The following is a 23877-nucleotide window of genomic DNA, read 5'->3' as shown; positions in this document are numbered from 1 at the left end:
CGGGCGCGGGGGTGGTGTCCGGGTTCGGGTTCATGGCGTGCCGGGTTCCGTGATGAAGCCGATCTTGCGCACGCCGCTGCGCTGCGCGCTGGCCGATGGCTTGCGCCACGCGCTCATAGCGCACCGCCTTGTCGCCACGGATGTGCAGCTCGGGCTGGGGATCTTGCGCGGCCGCCGCCGCGAGGCGGTTGGCGAAGTCGGCGTCTTCCACGCGCTGGTCGTTCCAGTAATAGACACCGTCCGCATCCACCGACAGGCGGATGTTCTCGGGCTTGTCCAGCACCTTCTCCATGCTCGCCTGGGGCAGCTCGATGTTGACCGAGTGCTTGATCACGGGCACGGTGATGATGAAGATGATCAGCAGGACCAGCATGACGTCGATGAACGGGATCATGTTGATCTCGCTCATCACCTCGTCGCTGTCCGATTGGGTTCCGATGGCCGATGGCGGGTCCTTACGAGGCCTTCTTCATCGGCAGCACCTTGCCGTCGGCCGCGCCGGCGGTGACGCGGGCGCCGGTGACGAAGTAGGCATGCAGGTCGTGTGCGAAGCGGTTGAGCTGGTGGCTGATGCCCTTGTTGCCGCGCACCAGGGCGTTGTAGCCCAGCACGGCGGGAATGGCGACCAGCAGGCCGAGCGCGGTCATGATCAGCGCCTCGCCGATCGGGCCGGCCACGCGGTCGATGCTGACCTGGCCGGCCGCGCCGATGCTCAGCAGGGCGTGGTAGATGCCCCAGACGGTGCCGAACAGGCCCACGAAAGGCGCGGTGGAGGCCACCGAGGCGAGCACCGACAGGCCGCTCTGGGCGCGGGCGGTGTGGTCGTCCACGCTCTTGCGCAGCGAACGCTCGACCCAGTCGCTGACGTCCAGGCTGTCGTGCAGCTGGCGCTGCGGCGGCGTGCCGTTGTGGCCGTCCTTGTGCAGGATGTGGCGGGTGGCTTCGCGGCCTTCCAGGGCCACGCTGCGGAAGGGGTTGCCTTCGGACGAGCCCAGCTTGTCCAGGCCTTCGGCGAAATCGGCGCTGTGCCAGAAGCCTTCGATGCCCTTGGCCTGGGCGCGCTGGGCGCGCTGGTCCAGGGCCTTCCACAGGATGATGACCCAGGTGGTCAGGGACATCGCCAGCAGCACGATCGCCACCGAGCGGGTGACCCAGTCACCTTGTGTCCAGACGTGGGCCAAGCCCGTCGAAGCGATTTGCGGATCCATGATTCTCTGACTCCAGGGGAAGAGGTTTATTCCAAAACGAAATTGATCGGGATGTTGAACCACATGGCTTCAGCCACCCCGTTGCGCTTGCCCGGCACATAGCGCCAGCGCAGCACGGTCTGTACGGCGGTCTGGTCCAGCCGGTCGAAGCCGCTGGAGGTGCGGACCTCGGCCTTGCTGGCCGTGCCGTTGGTCTCGATGAACACGCGCACCACGACCTTGCCCTGTTCGCCCATGCGCTTGGACAAGGCGGGGTAGGGCGGGCGCGGGTTGTTCAGGTAATCGGCGCTGCTGGAGGGCAGCTCCACGCGCGGCGGTGCGGGTGGCGCTGGCGGCGCGGGCGGGGCCGGTGGCGCGGGCTCGGCGGCCACGACGGGCGGCGCGGGTTCCGGGGGCGCCACCACGGGCGCCATGGGCGAGGGCTCCTGCTGCAACACCGGTTGCGGCGTGGGCTCGGGGCGCGCGATGGGCTTTGGCTTGGGCTGGGGCTTTTGCACCGCAGGCGCAGGCGGTGGCGGCTCGGGAATGATCTGCGGCTTCGCCGGCTCGATGATCTCGGCCAGCACTTCGACCGGGATCACCATCTCCACGGCGCGGCGCAGCAGACCGCTCTGCAGAGCCCAGACGGCCAGCACATGAAAGCCCACCACCGCGCCCACCACCAGGATGCGGCGGTTCATGCGGCGCGGTGGGGCGTCAGGCGAGGGGGAGATGGGAGGCGCCATGGTGGCGCTGGCGGTCGGCATGGTGAAGTCGGAAGAGGCTCGGCAGGACGGTGGCGTGGGGCCGTGGTGAAGGCCTCGTTATGAACTATCTGTGTCGAAAAATCCACCACGCGGCGATCAGCATGAGCATGAGGCTGGCGCCGAGGACAGCGAGGCCGGTGGTCATGGAAATCCCTTTCGCGTGGGTCGACAGTGCGACGTGTGACAGGAAACTGCTATCGATTCTAAACGAGAATGTTTCGCATTCTCATGATTGTGCCAAAAAAGAGCGGTTTTTTTAGCGGCCGGTGGGCGCCAGCACCGTGGAGGCCTCTGCCAGCGTGCGGCAACCGGTGAGCGCCATCGCGATTTCCAGCTCGTCGCGCAGCAGGCGCAGCACATGGGCCACGCCGGTCGCGCCCGCGGTGCCAGGCCGTGCAGCACGGGGCGGCCCACCAGCACCGCACTCGCGCCCAGGCCGATGGCCTTGAGCACGTCGGTGCCCCGCCGGATGCCGCCGTCCACCAGCAGGGGCAGATCGCCTTGCACGGCTTGCGCGATGCGGGGCAGGGCGTTGGCTGTGGTGATGGCGGTGTCGAGCGTGCGCCCGCCGTGGTTGGACACGATCAGCCCCGAGGCGCCGCAGGCCACTGCCTGGCGGGCATCGTCGGGATGCAGCACGCCCTTGAGCAGCACGGGCAGGCGCGTGATCGAGCGCAGCCAGGCCACGTCGTCCCAGCTGGGCGCGTGGGTGAGCAGGTCGTCGAACAGGGCGCTCTGGCCCGCGGCCAGTGTGTGGGGCGGCGGGTGGCGCAGGCCAGTGAGGTTGACCGCACCGATGCCGGCCGGCAGCCGAAAGCCGCTGCGCCGTTCGCTGTCGCGAGCGCCTTGCACCGACGCGTCCACCGTGAGCACCAGCGCTTCGAAGCCGGCGGCTTCGGCGCGCTGCACGAGTTCGGCCGTGAAGCCCCGGTCGGGCTGCAGGTAGAGCTGGAACCACAAGGGACCGCGCCCAGGCTCCGGCAGGAAGCGGGCCGCGATCTCGTCCAGCGGTGCCGATGCCTGGGTGCTGAACACCAGGCCCGCGCCCAGTGCGGCGGCGGCCAGGGCGGTGGCGTGTTCGCCATCGGGGTGCGCCAGGCGCTGGTGCGCCATGGGCGCGACCAGGATGGGGTGGGCGAGGGTTCGGCCGAGCAGCTCGACGCGGGTGTGGCCCCCGGCCAGAGGCTTGAGCACGCGGGGCAGCAGCTCCAGCGCGCGCCAGGCCTCGATGTTGCGGGCGAAGGTCAATTCGTCGGCCGCCGCGCCGAACAGGTAGGCCCAGCTGGCCTCGTCCAGCACGCCGCGGGCGTGGCGCTCGTGATCGGCCAGGGTGGTCACGCCCGGGGGCAGGGCTGGGTGCGTGTGTTGGGGCGTCATGGGTTCGTGGGTGGGCGGCGGGCCTGGGAGCGGTGCAGCAAAAACAGGAGCAGAGCCTTTGGGGGATTCAAGCTGCTGTTTATAATGGGAACAATTCTCATTTATCGTTCATTATTGTCCATGCCGGGCCGGTTCGGCCGCTCCGGGCATGTCTCGACGAACCCTGGTCCATGCAAAAACGCTTTCACCCCCTGTTCCTGTCCGCCCTGTTCGTGGGGGCCGCGGCGCTGCCCGGTCTGGCGTCGGCCCACAGCCTGTTGCTGACCTGTAAGCCCGCGGCCGAGAACATGGTGCGCTGCGTCGGGGAGTTCTCCGATGGCAGCGACGCGGTCGGCATGTCGGTGCAGGTGAAGGCCTACGACGAGCGCGTGCTGTTCAAGGGCACGCTGGGCGGCGATTCGGCTTTGCAGTTCAAGCGGCCCGCGGGCGAATTCTTCGTGCGCCTGGAGGACGGCGGCGAGCACTCGGCCGAGGTCGATCACACCGACGTCAAGCCATGACCACGCAAGTGGTGCGCCCCGCCGGCGCGGGACACGAAACCTTGTGGGTGGTGCTGGCCGCGGCCTGCGTGCTGGCGGTGGCCGCGATCCTGATCGGCGCGCGCGCGCAGCCGCTGGCGGCGGCGGCCTTGTCGTCGCACCAGATCGACGCCCGCACGCAGCTCAACGCGGCGGAGCAGGGCGTGCACGCCGACCTGCTGGTGGCGGCCGAGGAAATCACCGCGCTGATCGAGACCGACAAGGCTCTGCCGGCCATCGAGCAGCTGCGTGGCATGGACCTGCCGCCCTTCGTCACCGGTGTCGGTGCCGCCGCGCGCGGTGCGCCACGAATGGCGCACCCAGGTGCAAGGCCACGACGTGGCCTATGTGGGCCGCAGCGCGGCACCGGATGTCGCGGCGTCTTTCCTGTTGCGCCTGCCAGCCAAAGGCGAGGGTGAAGCATCGCCCAAGGCGCATGCGCACGACGACGAGGTCGAGGTCTGGGTGCACCGCGAGGGCCCCAACGCCTGGCCCGAGCAGCTGGACGATGCCTCGCTCACGCGCCAGGGCTGGCGCCAGGTCGTGGTGCGCTACGACGCCGGCGTGACGCGCAAGGACACCGCGCACTGACCTCTCTGTCTTTCGCGCTTCCGTTTTCTTTTCTTTCGGGATCCCTCTCATGTCAGACCACCACCCGCCTTCCGCGCGCCGCCGACACCTGCTGTCCGCGCTGGCCTGGGCCCCCATGGCCCTGGCCGCCACCAGCGTGCCGGCCTGGGCGCAGCAGGCGCGCAAGCTGCGCGTTGGCGTCACGCTGCACCCCTACTACAGCTACGTCGCCAACGTGGTGGGCGATCTGGCCGAGGTGGTGCCCGTCATTCCCGCCGGCTTCAACCCGCACGCCTACGAGCCGCGCACCGAAGACATCAAGCGCATCGGTTCGCTCGATGTGATCGTGCTCAACGGCGTGGGCCACGACGACTTCGCCGGCCGCATGATCGCGGCGAGCGAGAAGCCCGACCTGAAGGTGATCGAAGCCAACGCCCAGGTGCCGCTGCTCGCTGCGGTGGGCACCGGCCGGGGCACCTCGGGCAAGGTGGTGAACCCGCACACCTTCCTGTCGGTCACGGCATCGATCTCGCAGGTGAACACCATCGCCCGCGAACTGGGCAAGCTCGATCCCGCGAACGCCAACGCCTACACCGCGAACGCGCGCGCCTACGCGCAGAAGCTGCGCAAGCTGCGCGCCGACGCGCTGGGCCAGCTGGCCCAGGCGCCCGCCAGCGGCCTGCGCATCGCCACCATCCACGGCGCTTACGACTACCTGTTGCGCGAGTTCGGCCTGGAAGTGGCGGCGGTGGTGGAGCCGGCGCACGGCATCGAACCCAGCCCCTCGCAGCTCAAGGGCACCATCGACCAGATCCGCTCGCTCGACGTGAAGGTGATCTTCTCGGAGATGGACTTCCCGTCCGCCTACGTCGACACCATCCGCCGCGAAACCGGCGTGCGCCTGTACGCGCTGACGCACATCTCGCACGGCCCGTACACGGCCGACAAGTTCGAGAACGAGATCGCCCGCAACCTGGCCACTGTGGTGCGCGCGATCAAGGAGTCCGCGTGAGCGCGATCGCGGGTGGACCCGGCATCGCATTCGAATCCGTCGACCTCACCCTGGGCCACACCGACATCCTGCGGCAGGTGAACCTGCACGTGGCGGCGGGCACCGTGCACGCGCTCGTGGGCCCCAATGGCGGCGGCAAGAGCTCGCTCTTCAAGGCCTTGCTCGGCCAGGTGCCGCACCGGGGGCAGATCAGCCTGACCTGGCCTGGCGAGCTGCCGGGCGTGGTGGGCTACGTGCCGCAGGCCCTGGCTTTCGATGCCGGCCTGCCGATGACGGTGATGGACTTCATGGGCGCCATGTGCCAGCGCCGGCCGGTGTTCCTCGGCCTGTCGCCGCGCTGGCGCGAGCCGGTGGAGCAGGCCTTGCAGCAGGTGGGCATGCTGGAGAAGGCGGGCCGCCGCATGGGCGCGCTCTCCGGCGGTGAGCGCCAGCGCGTGCTGCTGGCGCAGGCGCTGATTCCTTCGCCCGACCTGATCCTGCTCGACGAACCCATGTCCGCGCTGGACGAAGCCGGTGAAGCGATCTTCGAGAAGCTGCTCGCGCACTGGCGCGAGACCCGCGTCACCGTGCTGTGGATCGAGCACGATCTCGATGCCGTCACGCGCCTGGCCGACCACGTCTCCGGCCTGAGCCGGCAGGTGCTGTTCGACGGCCCGGCCGCCGAGACGCTGACCCCGCAGCGCGTGCTCGCGCTGTTCTCCAGCCGGCAGCGGCGCGAAGAAGAAAAAGACAAGGCGGTGGCCTGATGAGCGCATTCGATACCTTCCGCCAGGGCATCCAGCACCTGGCCGAGCAGGGCACGCTGCCCGCGTCGCTGGCCTACGGTTTCGTGGTCAACGCCGTGCTGGCCGGGCTGTTCATCGGCCCCGTGCTCGGTGGCCTGGGCACGCTGGTCGTGGTCAAGCGACTGGCCTTCTTCTCCGAGGCCGTGGGCCACGCCGCGCTTACCGGGGTGCGCATCGGCATCCTGCTGGGCGAGCCCTACACCGGGCCCTACGGCAGCCTGTTCGCGTACTGCCTGCTGTTCGGCATGCTGCTGAACTACCTGCGCAACCGCACCGGCCTCTCGCCCGACACCCTGATCGGCGTGTTCCTCGCGGTCTCGCTGGCCATGGGGGCGAGCCTGCTGCTGATGCTGTCGGGCCGCGTCAACATCCACATCCTGGAGAACGTGCTGTTCGGCTCGGTGCTGACCGTGGACGCCGGGGACCTGCTGGTGCTCGCGGTGGTCGGCTCGCTGGTGGTGGCGCTCACGGTGCCGCTGTACAACCGCTTCATGCTCGCCAGCTTCAACCCGCAGCTGGCCAGCGTGCGCGGCGTGCGCGTGAAGCTGCTGGACTACCTGTTCGTGGTGCTGGTGACCATCGTGACGGTGGCCTCGGTCAAGGTGATCGGCGCGATCCTGGTCGGTGCCTTGCTCATCATTCCCGCGGCCGCTGCGCGCCTGCTGAGCCTGTCGCTGCGGGGCTTTTTCTGGCTGAGCGTGGCGATCGCCACTGTCAGCACGCAGATCGGCATCCTGGTGCCGATCGAACTCGAACTGCCGGTGCCTTCGGGCGCGGCCATCATCCTCACCGCCGGAGCGCTGTTCGCGCTCGCGGCGGTCATCCGGGGCTTCACCCCGTCACTGAAAGGACATGCTGGATGACCTCGCGTCTTCTGTCCCCGCCGGCCTGGTGCCTGGCCGGTCTGCTGGCCCTGTCGGCCGGTGCCGCCACCGCGCAGGCGCCTGCCGCGCCCGTGGCCGCCGCCGCGGCGCCGGCCCGCCTGCTGGTGGCCCATCCCGTGGTGGCCGCGCTCACCACCTCGCTGGTGCGCGACACCGGCATCGTGGTGCTGCGGCCGGTGCCCGAGACGCTGCCGCCGAACCGGCAGCTGGCTTTCTTCTCCGGCCGTGGCGCGGCCGGGCTCGGTGAGGCCGCGCGCCAGGCCGACGCCGTGATCGCCCTGCGCTCCATCTGGCCCGACGACCCGTTGTTTCCGCTGGCGCGCCGGCAGAACATCCGCCTGGTCGAGATCGACGCGGCGCGCCCGCTCGATGCCTCCCTGCCCGGCATGGCGCTGCAGGAGCAGGACGCCGCGGCGAACGCGCTGCCCTGGCTGGACCCGGTGAACCTGGGCCGCATGGCCGACGTGATCGCCAGCGACGTCGGCCGGCTGGTGCCCGCCGCCAAGCCGCGCCTGCAGGCCAATGTGGGCGCGCTGCGCCAGCAGCTGCTGGGCATCACGGCGCAGAGCGAAGCCCGCCTGGCAACGCGAGCAACCTCGCGGTGTTCAGCCTCTCGGACCGGCTCGACTACCTCGTCAACGGTTTCAACCTCGACCTCGCGGGCACCGACGCCCGCGCCGACGAAGCCTGGACGCCGGAGGCGCTCACGCAATTGACGCAACGGCTGCGCAGCGCCTCGGTGTCCGCCGTGCTGCACCACCGCGAGCTGCCGCCGCCCGTGGCGCAGGCCGTGCAACAGGCCGGCGTGCGCGCCATAGTGCTGCTGACCGAGGGCCGCGACCCGGTGGGCGAATTGCGCGAGAACGCCCAGCGCCTGGGCGCCATCGCCGCCCGCTGAAGGCACGGAGGAGAAGGGGCGCGTCCGGCGCGCACGGTGTCGATTCCAGAGGCACCGCGGAACTGGCTTCGCCAGGCCGCTGGTGTCGTCCCCTTGAGGGGAAAGCGGCGCAGCCGCTACAGGGGTGGTTCGAATTTGTAGCCCAGGCCGTAGACCGAGTGGATGAGCTCCTGCTCCGGCAGGTGCTCCTGGATCTTGCGGCGCAGCTTCTTGATGTGGCTGTCGACCGTGCGGTCCGAGACGATGCGCTCGTCCTGGTACATCGAGTCCATCAGCTGTTCGCGCGAGAAGATGCGCCCGGGCCGCGCGCTCAGCACCTTGAGCAGCTGGTACTCCACGGCGGTCAGGCCCAGGTCGTGCCCGGCGATGGTGGCGCGCCAGGCGGCGTCGTCCAGCTGCAGGCCATGGGGCAGGTCGTCGGCCGTGGCCTCCACCGCGTGCGTGCCGCGCCGCAGCACCGCCTTCACGCGCGCCACCACCTCGCGCGGGCTGAAGGGCTTGCAGATGTAGTCGTCGGCCCCGAGTTCGAGCCCGAGCAGGCGGTCGATCTCCTCCACGCGCGCCGTGACCATGATGATGGCTGGCGCCTGTTTGCCCGGCGTGCCGGCGCGCAGGGCCTTGCAGACGTCCAGCCCGCTCTTGCCGGGCAGCATCAGGTCCAGCAGCACCAGGTCCACCGGGTGGTGTTCCAGCCAGTCCTCCACCTCGTCGCCGCGCGTGAGGTGGTGCGTGTCGAAGCCGGACTGCTTCAGGTAGTCCAGCAGCACGCCGGCGATCTTGTTTTCGTCCTCGACGATGAGGATGCGGCTGGCCATCATGCTGCGCTCAGCCATGCGCGGCTTCCGTGTTCAGGGGCAGCCAGATGTCCCAGCGCAGGCCGCCGAGCGCGCTGGCCGAGGCCTGCATGCGCCCGCCGTGGCCGACGATGATGGCGTGCGCGATCGCCAGGCCCAGGCCCGAACCACCGCTGGCGCTGGCGCGCGACTCGTCCACGCGGTAGAGCCGCTCGGTCAGGCGGGGCAGGGCGTCGGGCGGCACGCCCGGCGAGGTGTCTTCCCAGGTCAGCTGGGCCTCGGTGTCTTGGCGGCGCACCTGCACGCTGAGCGTGGCGGGGTCGGCGCTGTAGCGCTGCGTGTTCTGCAGCAGGTTGTTGAGCACCTGGTCGAGCCGATCACCATCGGCGCGGATCTCCACGCCGTCGGCCAGTTCGGTGCGCACCTGCAGGCGCCGGCCGGGCAGGCCCGCGGCGTCGCTGAGGTGGTGGCCGACGAAGCGGCCGAGGTCGAGCGGGGCGAAGCGGTAGTCCAGCGCGCCCAGATCGGACAGGGAGAGCAGCCGCAGGTCTTCCACCAGCCGCGTCAGGCGGCTGACCTCCTGCGCCAGCGAGTCGAGGTTGGCCGTGTCGGGCTGGCGGATGCCGTCCTGCAAGGCCTCGATCTCGGCGCGCAAGGTCGCCAGCGGCGTGCGCAGCTCGTGGGCGATGTCGGCGATCCATTGCTGCCGCGCCTGTTGCGCGGCCTGCAGCGAGGTGCGATGTGGTTGAAGGCATCGGCCAATTGCGCGAGTTCGTCGTGGCCGCGCGCGGGCAGGCGCACGCTGTAGTCACCCCGGGCCACGGCCGCCGTGCCCTCGCCGAGCACGTGCAGGCGCCGGGAGAGCCAGCGCGCGATCAGCGCGGCATTGAGCAGCACGGCCGCGAGCATGCCCAGCGCGATGGCGGCGAAGGTGCGGGTCTGCTGGGCCAGGAACACGCGTTCGAGCGAGGCCACCATCTGCAGGCGCGGCACGTAGCCCAGGTAGCCCACCAGCTGCCCGTTGACCTGGATGGGTTTGAGCACGGCCTGTTCGGTGCGGCCTTCCGGGCCGGCGAGCAGGTTGCGCTCGGGGTCGAGCAGCAGCAGCCGGGGGTCGATGGTGAGGGGCGGCGGCACGCTCGGCGTGCCGGGTGCCGGCTGCGCGGATGGCGGCGGCGGTGGTGGATGCGCATGGGGCTGCACGTCGGCCGGCGTCTGCGCCGGGGGGAGGCCGGGTGAGCTTGCCTGCGGCTCGGCGGGGCGGCGCTGCATGCGGCCGGTGCCCAGCACTTCGCGCGAAAGGTCCTGCCAGCGCTGGCGGTCTTCGGTGATCCAGGCCCAGCTGCCCTGCTGGCGGTACCCCTCGGCGAGCCGCACGATCATGGGCTGCAGCCGGTTTTCGTCGGCCTTGTTCAGGTACTCGACCAGGCCCTTGTCGAAACTCCAGCTGTAGATGAGGTAGGCGGACATGACCAGCACCACGTTGGCGCCCGCGATGGCCAGGAAGAGCTTGACGCGCAGGGTGTCGAAGCGCGAAAGCCAGGCCCGGCGGCTGGACGAGGGGGTGGCACGGTCGGTCTGCATGGTGTGGTCGAGACTAAACCCAAATCTTTCAAACTTTGTGCAAGCCAGGGCGTTCTGCTTGCTCATTCTTTCCATATTTCGCGGGCAATATCCCGCATCATCCCGGCAAGCCCTGCGGGCGCCCTCCATCCAGAACCTCAACGCATTGTCATGAACGAAGTCCAACGTGAAGGGGGCAAGGCCCCCGCCGCCCGCCGCCGCAAGACCTGGAAGCTGGCGCTGATCGCGCTCGTGGGCCTGGCCGTGCTCGGGGGTGGCGGTTTTGCGTACTACCGCTGGGGGCCGGGCGCCAAGACCGAGAGCGCCTACATCACCGCCACGGTGCAGCGCGGCGACATCGAGGACCAGGTCAGCGCCACCGGTTCGCTGCAGCCACGCGACTATGTGGACGTGGGCGCCCAGGTGTCGGGCCAGTTGCGCAAGATCCACGTGGAGGTGGGCAGCGAGGTCAAGGAGGGCGACCTGCTGGCCGAGATCGACGCCGAGACCTCGATGGCGCGCGTGGACGCCAGCCGCGCCCAGCTGCGCTCGCAACAGGCCCAGATGGGCGAGCGCGAACTCACACTGGCCAAGGCCGAGCGCGACCTGCAGCGCCAGAAGAACCTGATGGCCGAAGAGGCGACCACCGCCGAGACGCTGCAGAACGCGGAAACCGCGGTGAAGACGGCGCGTGCGCAGATCCAGTCGCTCAAGGCCTCGATGGAGCAGTTGCAGGCCAGCATGCGGGTGGAAGAGGCCAACCTCAAGTACACCAAGATCTACGCGCCCATGGCCGGCACGGTGGTGAGCATCACCGCGCGCCAGGGCCAGACGCTGAACACCAACCAGCAGGCCCCCACGCTGATGCGCATCGCCGACCTCTCGGTGATGACGGTGCAGACCCAGGTGTCCGAGGCCGACGTGAGCAAGCTGCGCGGCGGCATGCCGGTGTACTTCACCACCCTGGGTGGCCAGGGCCGCCGCTGGTACGGCGAACTCAAGAAGATCGAACCCACGCCCACGGTGACCAACAACGTGGTGCTCTACAACGCGCTGTTCGAGGTGCCCAACAACAACCGCAGCCTGATGACGCAGATGACCGCGCAGGTGTTCTTCGTGGTGGCCGAGGCCAAGGACGTGCTGGTGGTGCCGATGTCGGCGCTGACGATCCAGCGCGGCGCCCAGGGCAACCGCGGCGGGCAGCAAGGCGGGCCGGGCGGGGCGCGCAACAACCCGGGCGCGGGCACTGCGCCCACGCCGGCCGCGCCGTCGGGTGCCACGCCCGCACCCGGCGCGCCGGGCGCCGCCCCGGCGGCGCCGACGCAGCGCGGCACGAGCACGTCCGCCATTCCGTCGGCGTCCTTCAAGACGGTGGCCGACACCGTGGTCGCGCAGGCGGGCGGCGAGCGTCCTCGCATGGACCGTGAGGCCTTCGAGAAAATGACGGACGAGGAGCGCGCACGCTTTCGCGAGCAGCGCCGCAAGGAACGCGAAGCCGCCGGTGGTGCCGCGCCGGGCGGCGCGGGCGCGGGCAACGCGGCGGGTGCGGGCGGCGATCGCCCGCGCATGAGCCCCGAAGCGTTCCAGAACATGAGCGAAGAGGAGCGTGCCCGCTTCCGCGAGCAGCGCCGCAAGGAGCGCGAGCAGGCGCAGGCCAACGGTGGCAGCGCGGCCACGGCACCCGGCGGCGCCAATGGTGCTGCTCCCACGCAGAAGCGGGCCGCCTCGGGCACCGATGCCGGCGGCAAGGACGCCGCGGCCGCCAAGCCCACGGCGCCGAACGTGAGCGGCATGCCCCGCAACGACGGGCCCACCCGCCCGGCGCGCGGCCCCCGCCAGGCCAAGGTCAAGGTCATGGCCGAGGACGGCACGATCGAAGAGCGCGACGTCACCATCGGCATCAGCAACCGGGTGCATGCCGAGGTGCTGTCGGGCCTGAAGGAAGGCGACCGCGTGATCGCCGGCGTGCGCGAACCCGAGCGCCGTCCTGCCAACCCGACACAAGGCACGGGCCTGGGGCAGCCGCAGGGCATGGGTGGTCCTGGTGGCATGCCGGGTGGCGCCGCCGGTGGGGCGCGCCGATCAGCCAGCTGCCGCAGTCGCATGAGGCCGAGGCGCTGCGCGCCGCGCCGCAGAGCGCGGGCGTGCCGCTGATCGACCTGAGCGGCATCACCAAGACCTACCACAACGGTGACCTGTCGGTCGAGGTGCTGCACGGCATCGACCTGAAGATCTACCCCGGTGAGCTGGTTGGCATCATGGGCGCGTCCGGTTCGGGCAAGTCCACCCTGATGAACATCCTGGGCTGCCTGGACAAGCCCACCACCGGCCGCTACCTCTTCATGGGCCGCGATGTCTCCGAACTGGAGCGCGACGAACTCGCCGAGCTGCGCCGCGATGCCTTCGGCTTCGTGTTCCAGAGCTACAACCTCATCGCCACCGGCACCGCGGCCGACAACGTCGAGGTGCCCGCCGTCTACGCGGGCATCCCCCCGGCCGAGCGCCATCAGCGTGCGAGCGAATTGCTCGGCTCGCTGGGCCTGGGCGAGCGCATGCACCACCGGCCGAACCAGCTCTCGGGTGCGCAGCAGCAGCGCGTGTCGATCGCCCGGGCCTTGATGAACGGCGGTCGCGTGATCCTTGCCGACGAACCCACCGGCGCGCTGGACAGCAAGAGCGGCGCCGACGTGATGGTCCTGCTCAAGGAGCTGGCGGCACAGGGGCACACGGTGATCCTCATCACCCACGCCGCCGAGGTCGCCCAACACGCGCAGCGCGTGATCGAGATCAAGGACGGCCACATCCTGGCCGACCCGGGCCCACGTCCGCCCGAAGGCCAGGCCGCGCTGGCGGCGCAGAACTGGACGGCGCGCGCCGGCCGCATCTCGCACCTGAGCGATGTGGTCGAGGCCGCCAAGACCGCGCTGCGCGCCCTGCGCGCCAACGTGTTCCGCGCCATCCTCACGCTGCTGGGCATCGTGATCGGCGTGGCCTCGGTGATCGCCATGCTGGCCATCGGTGACGGCGCCAAGCAGGTGGTGATCGACCGCATCAGCGCCATGGGCTCCAACCTGTTGCTGGTGCGCCCGGGCGCGCCCAACCAGCGGGGCTTCTCCAACACCGCGACGCTGGTGCTCGCCGACGTGAACGCGATCGACAAGGAAGTGCCCAACGTGCTGGCGGCCGTGCCCGAACAGAGCAGCAACGCGACCTTGCGCTATGGCGAGTCCGACTATTCGAGCAGCATCCTGGGCACCTCGTCCAAGTTCCCGCTCGCGCGCCAGTGGAAGGTGCAGCGCGGCACCTTCTTCACCGACGAGGACGAGCAGGAATACGCCACCGTGGCGGTGCTGGGCCAGACCGTGGCCAAGGCCCTGTTCCCGGGTGGCGAGGAGCCGCTGGGCAAGTTCGTGCTGGTGAACAACCTGATCTTCCAGGTGGTGGGCGTGATGAGCACGCGCGGCGCCTCGCCCAACGGGCAGGACCAGGACGACGTGGTGCTGGTGCCCTACGCCACCAGCCAGTTGCGCCTGTCGGGTCAGCGCTTCCTGCGCAACGTGACGGTGGCTGTGTCCGACGTGAGCCGCATCGACGAAACCCAGTCGGCGGTGGAATCCCTGCTGGCCGAGCGCCATGGCGTGATCGACTTCCAGATCCGCAACATGGCGTCGATCATCGACACCGCGACCGAGACGCAGAACACCATGACCATCCTGCTGGGCTCGATCGCGGCGATCTCGCTGCTGGTCGGTGGCATCGGGGTCATGAACATCATGCTGGTGAGCGTGACCGAGCGCACCCGCGAGATCGGCATCCGCATCGCCACGGGCGCGCGCATGCGCAACATCCTCCAGCAGTTCCTGATCGAGGCGCTGGTGGTCTCCGCGCTGGGCGGTTTGATCGGCGTCGTCATCGGCCTGGGCGTGGCCTTCGTGATCGGTGCCACCGGCACGGCGGTGCAGTTCTCCGTCACCCCGGTCGTGCTGGCGTTCGGCTGCGCCTTCGCCACCGGCCTGATCTTTGGCTACCTGCCCGCGCGCAAGGCCGCGCGGCTCGACCCCGTCGTGGCCCTGTCTTCCGAATGAACACCGTGATGAAACCGTCAACGTTCCCCTTGCGCAAACCGCTGCTCCTGGCCGCCGTGCTGGCCTTGCAGGCCTGTGCCAGCACCGAGCCGGCGCGTGGGCCGGTGGTCGAGATGCCCGCCGCCTTCGCGCCCGCGCTGCCCGCGACCGACGCGCCGCAGCTGACCACCGCCTGGTGGCAGTCCTTCGGCTCGCAGCCGCTGGAGCGCCTGATCGAAGAGGCGCAGGCCGGCAGCCCGGACCTGCGCATCGCGATCGAACGCATGCGCCAGGCCGACATCGCCCTGCAGCAGGCGGGCGTCTCGCGCCTGCCGTCGGTCAACGGCAGCCTGGGCAGCACGGCCGGCCGGACCGACGCGCCGGGCACCGCGTCCACCTCCCGCGAGTCGAGCAGTGCCGGGCTGTCCGTCAGCTACGAGGTTGATCTCTGGGGCCGCATCGCGGCCGGCGTGCGCGCGGGCGAGGCCTCGTTCCAGGCCAGCCAGTACGACTGGAAGACCGCGCGCCTGACGCTGCTCACGGCCGTGGCGCAACAACTATTTCCTGTGGCTCAACACCGCCGAGCGCCTGCGCATCGCGCGCGAGAACCTGGCCATCGCCGAGCGCGTGCTGGCGATCGTGGAAGCGCGCCAGCGCAACGGCGTCGCCACGGCGCTGGAAGTGTCGCAACAGCGCACGACGGTGCTGTCGCAGCGCACGGCCTTGTTGCCCATCGAATTGCAGCAGCGCCAGACCGCCACCGCGCTCGCGCTGTTGCTGGGACGCGTGCCGCAAGGCTACGCGCCTGAAGCGGGTGAGTTCACGCAGCTGCGTGTGCCCGCGCTGTCGCCGGGCCTGCCGTCCTCGCTGCTCACGCGCCGCCCCGATCTGGCGTCCGCGGAAGCCCAACTGGCCGCGTCCGATGCCAACGTGGAAGTCGCGCGCAAGGCGCTGCTGCCGAGCCTGTCGCTGTCGGCGTCGGGCAGCCTGGGCACCTCGGCCCTGATCAGCCTGGCCGACCCCACGCGCAGCGTGTCGCTGGGCATTTCGCTGGCGCAATCGATCTTCGATGGCGGGCGCCAGCGCCTGCAGATCCGCAGCACCGAGTCCCAGCGCGTGGTGCTGATCGAGAACTACGGCAAGGCCATCCGCACCGCGCTCAAGGAGGTGGACGACGGCCTGGGCAACGTGGCGCGCAGCGAGCGCCAGGAAGCGCTGCAGCGCGAGGTGGTGGCGCAGGCGCGCCGCTCGCTGCAGCTGGCCGAGCTGCGGTATCGCGAGGGCAGTGGCGATCTGCTCTCGGTGCTGGACGCGCAGCGCACCCTGTTCGCCGCCCTGGACGCCCTGGCGACGCAAAGCCTCTCGCGCCTGACCGCCGCGCTGGACATGTACAAGGCCCTGGGCGGTGACTGGGCCGGTCCGCCGCCGCCGATTTCCTGAAAAACAGAAGCAGGACAGCAACTTTTTGCGGGGCTCCAAGGGCTTTTCTAAATGAGAATAGTTATAATTCTCAGGCTGATGAGCGCAGGCGGTTTCCGCCCTCGCGATGTCCCGCCTTCCGTTGGCTTCCGATCCGTTTCTGCGTTGTCTCTACTCCCGTGAAGAACCCCCCAGCCGCCCAAGCGGCGTCCAACCGTGCCTACTGGCTCAAGACCCTGCACCAGTGGCACTGGATCAGTTCGGCGCTGTGCCTGATCGGCATGCTGCTGTTCGCCTTCACGGGCATCACCCTCAACCACGCGGCCGACATCGCGGCCGCTCCCCAGGTGCAGCAGAAGCTGGTGCAATTGCCCGCCGAACTGCAGACGGCGCTCGCACCCAAGGACGACGAGCCGGACAACGCGGTGCTGCCGCCCGAGGTGCACCGCTGGCTGGCCGAGGCGCTGGACGTGCCCCTGCCCGGCACCACCGCCGAGTGGTCGCCCGAAGAGATCTACCTTTCGCTGCCGCGCCCTGGTGGCGATGCCTGGCTGCGCATCGAGCGCGAGTCGGGCAGCGTGGAGTACGAGCGCACCGACCGGGGCTGGATCTCCTACCTGAACGACCTGCACAAGGGCCGCCACACCGGCCTGGCCTGGAAGTGGTTTCTCGACATCTTCTCGGTGGCCTGCCTGGTGTTCTGCATCACCGGCCTGTTCATCCTCAAGTTCCACGCGACAAGCCGCCCCACGACCTGGCCCATGGTGGGCGCGGGCCTGGTGATTCCCTTGTTGCTCGTGATCCTGTTCATCCATTGACTGCCGAAGGAGCTGCGTTCCCATGTTGATCCGATACGCCACCGCCATTTCCGCGGCTGGGTTTGCCTTCCCCGCCCTGGCCGCCGACATGGCGCTCAAAGTCGAGATTCCGCGCTTGACCGTGGCGGAGTACCACCGCCCCTACGTGGCGATCTGGATCGAGAAGAACGACCAGTCCTTCGCGGGCAACCTCGCGGTCTGGTACGACATCAAGATGCGCAACAACGAGGGCACCAAGTGGCTCAAGGACATGCGCGCCTGGTGGCGCAAGAGCGGCCGCGAGCTCACGATGCCGGTGGACGGCATCAGTGGCGCCACGCGCGCGCCCGGCGAGCAGTCGGTGCAGTTCGCCGACAGCACCGCGCTGGGCAAGCTGGCCCCGGGTGAATACAGCCTCGTGCTCGAAGCCGCGCGCGAAGTGGGTGGCCGTGAAGTGGTGAAGGTGCCCTTCGTGTGGCCCCCCAAGGCCGCCACCACCACACAAGCCCGTGGCGAACACGAACTCGGCGCGATCAGCGTCACCGTCAAACCCTGACCCCGACTGGAGACCCTCATGAAAACCACCACCGTTCGCGCCCGCGTTCTCACCCTGGCCGCCGCGGCCGTGCTGGCCCTGCCGGCCGCCGTGCATGCGCACCGCTCCTGGCTGCTGCCCTCGGGCACCATCTACTCGGGCCAGTTGCCCTGGGTGTCGGTCGATGCCGCCGTCTCCAACGACATCTTCTATTACGAGCACAACGCCGCCGGCCTGGACAACCTGGTGGTGATCGGTCCCGATGGCCAGCCGGTGCAGGCCGAGAACCAGGCCAAGGGCCGCTACCGCAGCATGTTCGACGTGAAGCTCGACAAGCCCGGCACCTACCGCCTCGCGCTGGTGAACGACGCCCTCATCGCCAGCTTCAAGGTGGGTACCGAGAGCAAGCGCCTGCGCGGCACCGCCGAGTCGCTGGCCAAGGAAATCCCTGCCAATGCGGAAGACTTGCGCGTGAGCCAGTCGCAGAACCGCGTGGAGACCTTCGTGACCTCCGGCAAGCCCACCACCGAAGCCCTCAAGCCCACGGGCCGCGGCATCGAGCTGGTGCCGGTGACGCACCCGAACGATCTGGTGGAAGGCGACACCGCCACCTTCCGTTTCATCGACAACGGCAAGCCCGCGGCCGGTTACGCGGCCACCGTCATCCTGGCCGGCCTGCGCTACCGCAGCGAGCTGGGTGAAATCCGCACCACCACCGACGACAAGGGCGAGATCAAGGTCAAGTGGCCGGCGGCCGGCATGTACTGGGTGAACATCGCGCCGCCGCGCGCGCCTGGCATGGGCGGTCCCGGCGGCGCTGGCGGTCCTGGCGCCGGTGGCCCCGCTGCGCCTGCCGCCGCGGGCGCAGCCCCTGTCGCCGACGCACCGCGTCCCGCGCCCACGGGCCCGGCAGGCACGCTGGCCGAGCCGGTCCGCCGCTCGGGCTACAGCCTGACGCTGGAAGTCCTGCCCCGTTGATGCCCCGGCGCAAGCCGGCATGCCCCAGACCATGCAGATGGCTGGGGTTGTTTTTTGGTTTTCTGACCCACGCAACATGAACCGTGTGCTGGTGCCCCTGGAGCTGGATGCTTCGATGCCCATGCTGGGTGCCCAGGCACACTGCCTGGACGGCCAGACCATGGGCACGACCTGGCAGGTGCGGTGGGTGGCGGCCGGTGCCTCGCCCAGCGAGCCGGTGCGCGTCGCCGTGCAGGATGAGCTGAATCTGGTCGTGGCCCAGATGAGCACCTGGCTGGAGAGCGCCGACCTGGAGCGCTTCAACCGCGCTCCGGCCGGCACGTGGCACACCGTGCCCGAGGCCATGGCCGAGGTGCTGGCGGCGGCCCTGTGGCTGGCCGAGATTTCCAGCGGTGCGTTCAACCCCGCTGCGGGCGCGCTGGTGAACCTCTGGGGCTTCGGCCCCAGCCCGCGCTACACCGACCCTGGCTTCGCCCCTCCCACGGAGGGCGCGGTGCAGCACGCCCTGGCGCTCAACGACTGGCGCGCCCTGCAATGGCAGGCGGCCAGCCGCCAGCTTCACCAGCCCGGTGGCGTGCGGCTGGACTTCTCGGCGATTGCCAAGGGCTATGCGGTGGACCGGGTGTCGCGGCGGTTGAGCGGCATGGGCTTGCCCCACAGCCTGGTGGAGGTGGGGGGCGAGCTGCGGGGCCAGGGCCTGCGGCTGGGTCGGCGCAGCCCTGGTGGGTGGACCTCGAATCGCCGCCCACCGCGCCTGGACAAGCACCGCTGCCCACCACACGTGTGGCCCTGCATGGGCTGTGCGTCGCCACCTCGGGCGATTACCGGCGCGTGTACACACACGATGGCGCGCGCTGGCCGCACACCATCGATCCGCGCAACGGCCGGCCGCTGGCGAATGGTCTGGCGTCCGTGAGCGTGCTGCACACCGAATGCCTGTGGGCCGATGCCTGGTCCACCGCGCTGACCGTGCTCGGAAGAGAGCAGGGCCTGGCCCTGGCCACCGCGCACGGCATCGCGGCCTTGTTCGTGCAGCGCGAGCCCGATGGCCGATTGACCGAAACCCTCACACCCGCGATGAAGGAACTCGCCGGATGACCAGCGAAAAATGGCTCTACGCCCTGGCGCACGCTGCTGTGCTACGCGCTGCTGTGCGGCGCCATCGCCTGGCAGCACCGCAACCGGCAGCGCGCCGCGCAGCGCCGGGTGGATGCGCTGCTGCCGGCCACGCCCGGTGTGCCCGTGTGGTGGGTGGCGTACGCGAGCCAGACCGGCCAGGCCGAAGAGCTGGCCTTGCAGACCGCGCAGGCCTTGCACACGGCGGGCGTGCCGGTGCGCCTGGCGCCGCTGAGCCAGATCAGCCTGGCCGACCTGCAGCAGGCCGATCGCCTGCTCTGCATCGCGAGCACCTACGGCGAGGGCGATCCGCCCGACAGCGCCGTGCTGTTCGCCCGGCAGGTGATGGCCAACGCGGGTGTGACGCTGTCGCACCTGCACGTGGGCCTGCTCGCGCTGGGCGACAAGACCTACGCCCACTTCTGCGGCTTCGGCCGCCAGCTGGACCAGTGGCTGATGGACCGCGGCGCGCAGGCCCTGTTCGAGCGCATCGACGTGGACAAGAGCGATCCCGACGCGCTGCAGCGCTGGCGCCAGCACCTCGCGCACCTGGCCGGCACCAGCGACCTGCCGGATTGGGAGGCACCGGCCTTGCAGCCTTGGCGGCTGCGCGCGCGCCAGCACCTCAACCCCGGCAGCGCGGGCGAGGAGGTGCATCACCTGGAACTGGTGCCTGCTGAGGCCGGCGCGGCGTTGCCCGAGTGGCAGGCGGGCGACCTGGTGCAGGTGGAGGTGCCCACCGCGCCGGGCGAACCGCGCGACTACTCCATCGCTTCCGTGCCGCAGGATGGCGCCGTGCACCTGCTGGTGCGCCGAACGCGCCGCGCCGACGGCAGCCCCGGCCTGGCCTCGGGCTGGCTGACGCAAGCTGCGCAGACCGGCGACACCGTCACGCTGCGCGTGCGCTCGCATGGCGGTTTTCGCATTGGTGACAACGCTCAGCGTCCGTTGATCCTGATTGGCAACGGCACGGGCCTGGCGGGTTTGCGCGGGCACATGCGGGCGCGTATTGCGGCGGGGAAGGGGCAGGTGCCCATGTGGTTGTTGTTCGGCGAACGCAACGCGGCGTGCGACGCGCACTACCGCGACGAGATCGACGCCTGGCAGCGCGATGGCTGGCTTCGCCGTGTGGACTGGGTGTTCTCGCGTGACCAGACCGAGCGGCGCTATGTGCAACACGCCTTGGCCGAGGCCGCAGCGGACGTGAAGGAATGGGTCGGGCAGGGTGCTGCGTTGTACGTGTGCGGCAGCCTTGAAGGCATGGCCGGCGAAGTCAACGGCACGCTGCAGACCATCCTGGGCGAAGAGGCGCTGCAGCAGCTCACCGCCGACGGTCGCTACCGCCGCGACGTGTATTGAACCGGGTGGCGCATCCGGCGCGGGGGGATCAAGTCTCTGCCCACTGCTGCAACAGCTTGTGGTAGTGGCCGGTCAGCGCCACCACCTCGGCGGTGTCGCCCAGCTGGTTGCGCAGCTTGAGGATGGTCATGTCCAGATCGAACAGCATCGAGCGCCGCCACGCGTCGCGCACCAGGCTTTGCGTCCAGAGGAACGAGGCCACGCGCACGCCGCTGGTCACCGGCTCCACGCGGTGCAGGCTGGTGGACGGGTAGACGATCGCGTCGCCCGCATCGAGCTTGATCTCGTGCGTGCCGAAGCTGTCCTCGGCGATCAGCTCGCCGCCTTCGTACTCGTCGGGCGCGCTGAGGAACACGGTGGTGGACACGTCGGTGCGCACCTTCTGGCCGCTGAAGCGGTCGGTCTGGATCGTGTTGTCGATGTGGTTGCCATAGTGCCCACCGCCTTGGTAGCGGTTGAACATCGGCGGCAGCATGGTGGCTGGCAGCACGGCAGAGACGAACAGCGGATGGCGTTGCAGCGCCTGCGCGATGCGCTGCGAGAGCGGCGCGAACACGGGGGACGCGGTGTCGAGCTGCAGGTTGCGCTTGACGTTGGCCGCCTGCGGACCGGTGGAGCGCAGACCGTCCACCCAGCCCTGGGTGTCGAGCACCTGGCGGATCTCGGCCACTTCGGCTGGTGTGAGGACCTGGGGAATGTGCAACAGCATGGACAGGGTTCCTGAAACGGGAAAAGGCCCGCCATGGGGCGGGCCTTTTCGATGGTAGCGTTCTGACGGGTGGTCGGGATCAGAACTTGACGTTGGCGGTCAGCGCAGCGGAGCGGGGCAGGCCCAGCGCCAGTCGGCCACCACCGTTGTTCAGGGCCATCAGGTATTCCTTGTCGAACAGGTTGTAGACGTTCAGGCGCAGGCTGACCTTGTCGGTGAGTTGGTAGGCGACCATCGCGTCGGCGACCCAGGACGAGGGGATGTTGGGCACGTTGCCCGTGCCGCCCACGGTGACGACGCGCTTTTGCTCGGAGGTGTAGCGAGCACCCAGGCCCAGCGTCAGCTTGTCCAGTTGGTACGAGCTCCACACGGTGGCGGTCAGGTCGGGCGACCAGCGCACGCCGTCGGTGACCGTGACCACGCCGGTGGTGGCGTTGCGCGAGCGCTGACTGAGCGCCTTCGTGCTGGTCTTGGCCAGGCCGGCCGTGATCTGCCAGAAGTTGGTGATCTGGCCCACGGCCGACAGCTCAAGACCTTGCACACGCGTCTTGCCGTACTGGAACACCTGGCCGGTGATGGGGTCTTGCGACGTCTGACCATCGTTCTCGGTGCGGAACACGGCCGCGGCCACGTTCATGCGCTTGTTCAGCAGTTCCCACTTCGTGCCCAGTTCGATCGTGTCGGTCTTTTGCGGATCCAGCGTCGAATTGGCCTGGTTGCCTGCGGCGTTGCTCAACTGGAAGTTGCTGGTACCGGGCGGGGTGGCCGAGGTGGCGTACGAGGCGTAGACGCTGCCGTTTTCCGCCGGCTTGTAGACGCTGCCGACGCTCCAGCTCACGAGGCTGCGCGAATCGTCCAACAAGGTGCGAACGCCCCCTGAGGTGACGTTGTCGGTGCTCAGCTTGTAGACGTCCACACGCAGACCACCGTTGATCGACCAACGCTCGTTGAGCTTGGCGTTGTCAAACGCATAGGCGCTGATGGTGTTGGTGGTGCCGCCCGTTTCGCCTCCCGTGCGCCCGCCGAAGTTGGCCATGGTCTGGAACGGGTTCGGGTTGTACAGGTTGGCTGATGGCGTCGTGCCCACGGCGGTGCCATGGTCGAAGGAGTTCTGCTTTTCATACAGCAACTCGACACCGGCTGCCAGGGAGTGCTCCATGCCGCCCGCCTTGAACTCGGTGTTCACGCTGGTCTGGTTGGCGAGGATGGTGTTTTCCTGATCGACGCGCTGGCGTGAGCGGGCCACCAGCCAGGTGGCCGGGTTGGCGGCCACCACGGCCGGGTTCACAGCGGTGGCGGCGGTGTTCGTGGCGGTGATGCCAATGATGCCGGTCAGCGTGCGGTCCATGTGGGTCTTGCCGAAACGCGTGATGTTGCGGATCGTCGTGCCTTGGCCCAGGTCGTGCTCGATCTTGGCCGTGATCATGTCGGCATCGACCTTTTCCTGGTCGTTGGGGCTGCCATAGAAGTTCTCGCGGCGCACCTTGGCGCCCAGCGGCGAGGTGAATCCTTCGTAGCCGATGGCGGGAATGCCGCCGTCCGGCACGTTCTTCTGGCGCAGGTGCTGGCTGAAGAGGTGCAGGCGGGTGGGCGTGCCCAGGCCGGTGACGTAGGACAGGCCCACGCCATAACCCTTGTTCTCCACATAGTCGCGGCCATCCACGCCACTGTCCTGCACCATGGCGTTCAGGCGGAAGGCGGAGGTTTCGCTCAGTTGCTTGTTCAGATCGACGGTGGCGCGCTTGCGGCTGGCGGTGCCGACCGTGCCGGAGGCGCTGCTTTCGTCACCCAGATGGGCCTGCTTGGAGATCAGGTTGATGAAGCCCGACGCAGCGCCACGGCCGGTTTCTGCACCGGCGGCGCCCTTGACGATCTCCACCTGTTCCAGGTTGAAGGTGTCGCGCGTGACGGCGCCGAGGTCGCGGATGCCGTCGACGAAGGTGTTCTGCTGCAGCGAGAAGCCGCGCAGCTGGAAGGTGTCGCCGGCCGAGGTGTTGCCGTTCTCACCCATCTGCAGGGTGATGCCGGGGGTGTTGCGCAGGGCTTCCATCAGCGTGACCGCGCCTTGCTCTTCCAGCACTTCCTTCTTGATGATCTGGATGGTCTTGGGCGTGTCCACCAGCGGGGCCGTCATCTTCTCGTTGGCCGATTTGTCGGCCTTGTACGGCACCTCGGGGGCTTCCTTGACGGTCACCGTGGGCAGGGTGGTGGTCTGCTGCGCCATGCCGGCGGCAGGAACGGAGGCGGCCAGGAGGGCCAGGAGGTGGACGGGTTTGCTGTGCTTGCGGCTGCGGATATGGGCCATGGGTGAGTCCTTGCGGTGCGGTGCGATGGTGTGTTGGCTGGCAGGCGTCCACATCGCACCGGCTCGGTGCAAGGGCACGGCAGGTCGTCGGGGGCTTTGGCTGGCTTCGGCCGGGATTATCACAAATAAAAATCATTCCTATTCACAATTTTTCCATTTTGTTGTGAATTGGCGTCAGGAACGACGAAAGGCGCCAGGGCCCTGAGGCCGTGGCGCGGGGTCGCTGAACGGGTCAGCGAT

At 69.2% G+C, this 23877-nt stretch carries 22 protein-coding genes and 4 pseudogenes; 17 read left to right on the top strand and 9 right to left on the bottom strand.

Going from position 1 to position 23877, the window contains the following annotated elements:
• Positions 1–30 precede the first annotated feature (30 nt).
• From ACFJI0_RS13760 to ACFJI0_RS13745, 4 genes and pseudogenes are all read right to left on the bottom strand, one after another.
• A pseudogene (locus tag ACFJI0_RS13760) lies at positions 31–409 on the bottom strand (ExbD/TolR family protein).
• 46 nt (positions 410–455) lie between these two features.
• Complete coding sequence (locus tag ACFJI0_RS13755; RefSeq protein WP_382156906.1) at positions 456–1208, bottom strand: MotA/TolQ/ExbB proton channel family protein; 753 nt, start codon at positions 1206–1208, stop codon at positions 456–458.
• Between the two features lie 26 nt (positions 1209–1234).
• Positions 1235–1888 carry an energy transducer TonB gene (locus tag ACFJI0_RS13750; protein ID WP_382320454.1) on the bottom strand — a complete coding sequence of 218 codons (654 nt, stop codon included), beginning with the start codon at positions 1886–1888 and terminating at the stop codon, positions 1235–1237.
• Between the two features lie 322 nt (positions 1889–2210).
• Positions 2211–3331, bottom strand: a pseudogene (locus ACFJI0_RS13745) (alpha-hydroxy acid oxidase).
• A gap of 170 nt (positions 3332–3501) precedes the next feature.
• Here ACFJI0_RS13745 and ACFJI0_RS13740 point away from each other — a divergent pair.
• From ACFJI0_RS13740 to ACFJI0_RS13705, 8 genes are read left to right on the top strand one after another with little or no spacing between them, the layout of a single operon-like run.
• Positions 3502–3831, top strand: a complete 330-nt coding sequence (locus ACFJI0_RS13740) for a hypothetical protein (protein WP_382156912.1) — start codon at positions 3502–3504, stop codon at positions 3829–3831.
• A complete protein-coding gene (locus tag ACFJI0_RS13735; RefSeq protein ID WP_382320452.1) occupies positions 3828–4268 on the top strand; it encodes a DUF6162 family protein in 441 nt (146 codons plus the stop codon). Before ACFJI0_RS13740 ends, ACFJI0_RS13735 begins: the two co-directional genes overlap by 4 nt.
• Complete coding sequence (locus ACFJI0_RS13730; RefSeq protein ID WP_382320450.1) at positions 4240–4440, top strand: hypothetical protein; 201 nt, start codon at positions 4240–4242, stop codon at positions 4438–4440. The genes ACFJI0_RS13735 and ACFJI0_RS13730 overlap by 29 nt, the downstream gene beginning before the upstream one ends.
• A gap of 49 nt (positions 4441–4489) precedes the next feature.
• Positions 4490–5431, top strand: coding sequence for a metal ABC transporter solute-binding protein, Zn/Mn family (locus tag ACFJI0_RS13725; protein WP_382156916.1), 942 nt, complete (start codon positions 4490–4492; stop codon positions 5429–5431).
• Positions 5428–6177 (top strand): metal ABC transporter ATP-binding protein, encoded by a 750-nt coding sequence (locus ACFJI0_RS13720; RefSeq protein WP_382320447.1) that lies wholly within the window; start codon positions 5428–5430, stop codon positions 6175–6177. Before ACFJI0_RS13725 ends, ACFJI0_RS13720 begins: the two co-directional genes overlap by 4 nt.
• Positions 6177–7079, top strand: coding sequence for a metal ABC transporter permease (locus ACFJI0_RS13715; RefSeq protein WP_382320445.1), 903 nt, complete (start codon positions 6177–6179; stop codon positions 7077–7079). Before ACFJI0_RS13720 ends, ACFJI0_RS13715 begins: the two co-directional genes overlap by 1 nt.
• Entirely contained in the window at positions 7076–7816 is a 741-nt protein-coding gene (locus tag ACFJI0_RS13710) for a hypothetical protein (protein WP_382320443.1), read from the top strand. The genes ACFJI0_RS13715 and ACFJI0_RS13710 overlap by 4 nt, the downstream gene beginning before the upstream one ends.
• On the top strand, positions 7813–7998 hold the full coding sequence (locus tag ACFJI0_RS13705) for a hypothetical protein (protein WP_382320441.1): 186 nt from the start codon (positions 7813–7815) through the stop codon (positions 7996–7998). Before ACFJI0_RS13710 ends, ACFJI0_RS13705 begins: the two co-directional genes overlap by 4 nt.
• Positions 7999–8114: 116 nt before the next feature.
• Here the strand turns inward: ACFJI0_RS13705 and ACFJI0_RS13700 are convergent, their stop codons facing one another.
• Genes ACFJI0_RS13700 through ACFJI0_RS13690 form a run of 3 tightly spaced genes read right to left on the bottom strand, consistent with a single transcriptional unit; the run spans position 8115 to position 10376 of the window.
• The gene (locus ACFJI0_RS13700; protein WP_382320439.1) at positions 8115–8831 is read right to left on the bottom strand and encodes a response regulator; all 717 of its coding nucleotides are present in this window, start codon (positions 8829–8831) and stop codon (positions 8115–8117) included.
• Positions 8824–9447, bottom strand: a complete 624-nt coding sequence (locus ACFJI0_RS13695; protein WP_382320437.1) for an ATP-binding protein — start codon at positions 9445–9447, stop codon at positions 8824–8826. The genes ACFJI0_RS13700 and ACFJI0_RS13695 overlap by 8 nt, the downstream gene beginning before the upstream one ends.
• Positions 9357–10376, bottom strand: coding sequence for a HAMP domain-containing protein (locus ACFJI0_RS13690; RefSeq protein WP_382320435.1), 1020 nt, complete (start codon positions 10374–10376; stop codon positions 9357–9359). Before ACFJI0_RS13690 ends, ACFJI0_RS13695 begins: the two co-directional genes overlap by 91 nt.
• 150 nt (positions 10377–10526) lie before the next feature.
• Here ACFJI0_RS13690 and ACFJI0_RS13685 point away from each other — a divergent pair, with 150 nt between their 5' ends.
• The 9 genes and pseudogenes from ACFJI0_RS13685 (at position 10527) to ACFJI0_RS13645 (ending at position 20623) form a co-directional block, all read left to right on the top strand.
• Entirely contained in the window at positions 10527–12509 is a 1983-nt protein-coding gene (locus ACFJI0_RS13685) for an efflux RND transporter periplasmic adaptor subunit (protein ID WP_382320433.1), read from the top strand.
• Positions 12500–14440 (top strand): MacB family efflux pump subunit, encoded by a 1941-nt coding sequence (locus ACFJI0_RS13680; protein WP_382320431.1) that lies wholly within the window; start codon positions 12500–12502, stop codon positions 14438–14440. The genes ACFJI0_RS13685 and ACFJI0_RS13680 overlap by 10 nt, the downstream gene beginning before the upstream one ends.
• A pseudogene (locus tag ACFJI0_RS13675) lies at positions 14437–14931 on the top strand (TolC family protein); the annotation flags it as partial. The gene ACFJI0_RS13680 and the pseudogene ACFJI0_RS13675, both read left to right, overlap by 4 nt.
• 115 nt (positions 14932–15046) lie before the next feature.
• Positions 15047–15859, top strand: coding sequence for a TolC family protein (locus ACFJI0_RS13670; protein ID WP_382320428.1), 813 nt, complete (start codon positions 15047–15049; stop codon positions 15857–15859).
• Between the two features lie 158 nt (positions 15860–16017).
• The gene (locus ACFJI0_RS13665; protein ID WP_382320426.1) at positions 16018–16656 is read left to right on the top strand and encodes a PepSY-associated TM helix domain-containing protein; all 639 of its coding nucleotides are present in this window, start codon (positions 16018–16020) and stop codon (positions 16654–16656) included.
• A gap of 22 nt (positions 16657–16678) precedes the next feature.
• Positions 16679–17191: a DUF2271 domain-containing protein gene (locus ACFJI0_RS13660; protein WP_291118744.1), complete on the top strand. Its 513-nt coding sequence runs from the start codon at positions 16679–16681 to the stop codon at positions 17189–17191.
• Positions 17192–17209: 18 nt separating this feature from the next.
• Positions 17210–18148, top strand: a complete 939-nt coding sequence (locus tag ACFJI0_RS13655; protein WP_382320424.1) for a DUF4198 domain-containing protein — start codon at positions 17210–17212, stop codon at positions 18146–18148.
• A 19-nt stretch (positions 18149–18167) separates the two neighbouring features.
• Positions 18168–19246, top strand: a pseudogene (locus ACFJI0_RS13650) (FAD:protein FMN transferase).
• A gap of 33 nt (positions 19247–19279) precedes the next feature.
• A complete protein-coding gene (locus ACFJI0_RS13645; RefSeq protein ID WP_382325644.1) occupies positions 19280–20623 on the top strand; it encodes a sulfite reductase subunit alpha in 1344 nt (447 codons plus the stop codon).
• Positions 20624–20651: 28 nt separating this feature from the next.
• Here ACFJI0_RS13645 and ACFJI0_RS13640 read toward each other — a convergent pair whose 3' ends face one another.
• Entirely contained in the window at positions 20652–21332 is a 681-nt protein-coding gene (locus ACFJI0_RS13640; RefSeq protein WP_382320421.1) for a Fe2+-dependent dioxygenase, read from the bottom strand.
• Between the two features lie 79 nt (positions 21333–21411).
• On the bottom strand, positions 21412–23637 hold the full coding sequence (locus tag ACFJI0_RS13635) for a catecholate siderophore receptor Fiu (RefSeq protein ID WP_382320419.1): 2226 nt from the start codon (positions 23635–23637) through the stop codon (positions 21412–21414).
• Between the last annotated feature and the right edge of the window lie 240 nt (positions 23638–23877).

Origin of the sequence: Hydrogenophaga sp. UC242_53 (assembly GCF_042696965.1) — a bacterium.
In the GTDB taxonomy this organism is placed as follows: domain Bacteria; phylum Pseudomonadota; class Gammaproteobacteria; order Burkholderiales; family Burkholderiaceae_C; genus Hydrogenophaga.
This window is presented reverse-complemented; position numbering and strand designations above follow the sequence as displayed.

What these genes read in the sequence shown, in the direction of transcription:
- ACFJI0_RS13755 (WP_382156906.1), bottom strand. Translation starts at nt 1,208, where the DNA reads ATGGATCCGCAAATCGCTTCGACGGGCTTGGCCCACGTCTGGACACAA.
- ACFJI0_RS13750 (WP_382320454.1), bottom strand. Translation starts at nt 1,888, where the DNA reads ATGAACCGCCGCATCCTGGTGGTGGGCGCGGTGGTGGGCTTTCATGTG.
- ACFJI0_RS13740 (WP_382156912.1), top strand. Translation starts at nt 3,502, where the DNA reads ATGCAAAAACGCTTTCACCCCCTGTTCCTGTCCGCCCTGTTCGTGGGG.
- ACFJI0_RS13735 (WP_382320452.1), top strand. Translation starts at nt 3,828, where the DNA reads ATGACCACGCAAGTGGTGCGCCCCGCCGGCGCGGGACACGAAACCTTG.
- ACFJI0_RS13725 (WP_382156916.1), top strand. Translation starts at nt 4,490, where the DNA reads ATGTCAGACCACCACCCGCCTTCCGCGCGCCGCCGACACCTGCTGTCC.
- ACFJI0_RS13715 (WP_382320445.1), top strand. Translation starts at nt 6,177, where the DNA reads ATGAGCGCATTCGATACCTTCCGCCAGGGCATCCAGCACCTGGCCGAG.
- ACFJI0_RS13710 (WP_382320443.1), top strand. Translation starts at nt 7,076, where the DNA reads ATGACCTCGCGTCTTCTGTCCCCGCCGGCCTGGTGCCTGGCCGGTCTG.
- ACFJI0_RS13700 (WP_382320439.1), bottom strand. Translation starts at nt 8,831, where the DNA reads ATGGCTGAGCGCAGCATGATGGCCAGCCGCATCCTCATCGTCGAGGAC.
- ACFJI0_RS13690 (WP_382320435.1), bottom strand. Translation starts at nt 10,376, where the DNA reads ATGCAGACCGACCGTGCCACCCCCTCGTCCAGCCGCCGGGCCTGGCTT.
- ACFJI0_RS13685 (WP_382320433.1), top strand. Translation starts at nt 10,527, where the DNA reads ATGAACGAAGTCCAACGTGAAGGGGGCAAGGCCCCCGCCGCCCGCCGC.
- ACFJI0_RS13660 (WP_291118744.1), top strand. Translation starts at nt 16,679, where the DNA reads ATGTTGATCCGATACGCCACCGCCATTTCCGCGGCTGGGTTTGCCTTC.
- ACFJI0_RS13655 (WP_382320424.1), top strand. Translation starts at nt 17,210, where the DNA reads ATGAAAACCACCACCGTTCGCGCCCGCGTTCTCACCCTGGCCGCCGCG.
- ACFJI0_RS13640 (WP_382320421.1), bottom strand. Translation starts at nt 21,332, where the DNA reads ATGCTGTTGCACATTCCCCAGGTCCTCACACCAGCCGAAGTGGCCGAG.
- ACFJI0_RS13635 (WP_382320419.1), bottom strand. Translation starts at nt 23,637, where the DNA reads ATGGCCCATATCCGCAGCCGCAAGCACAGCAAACCCGTCCACCTCCTG.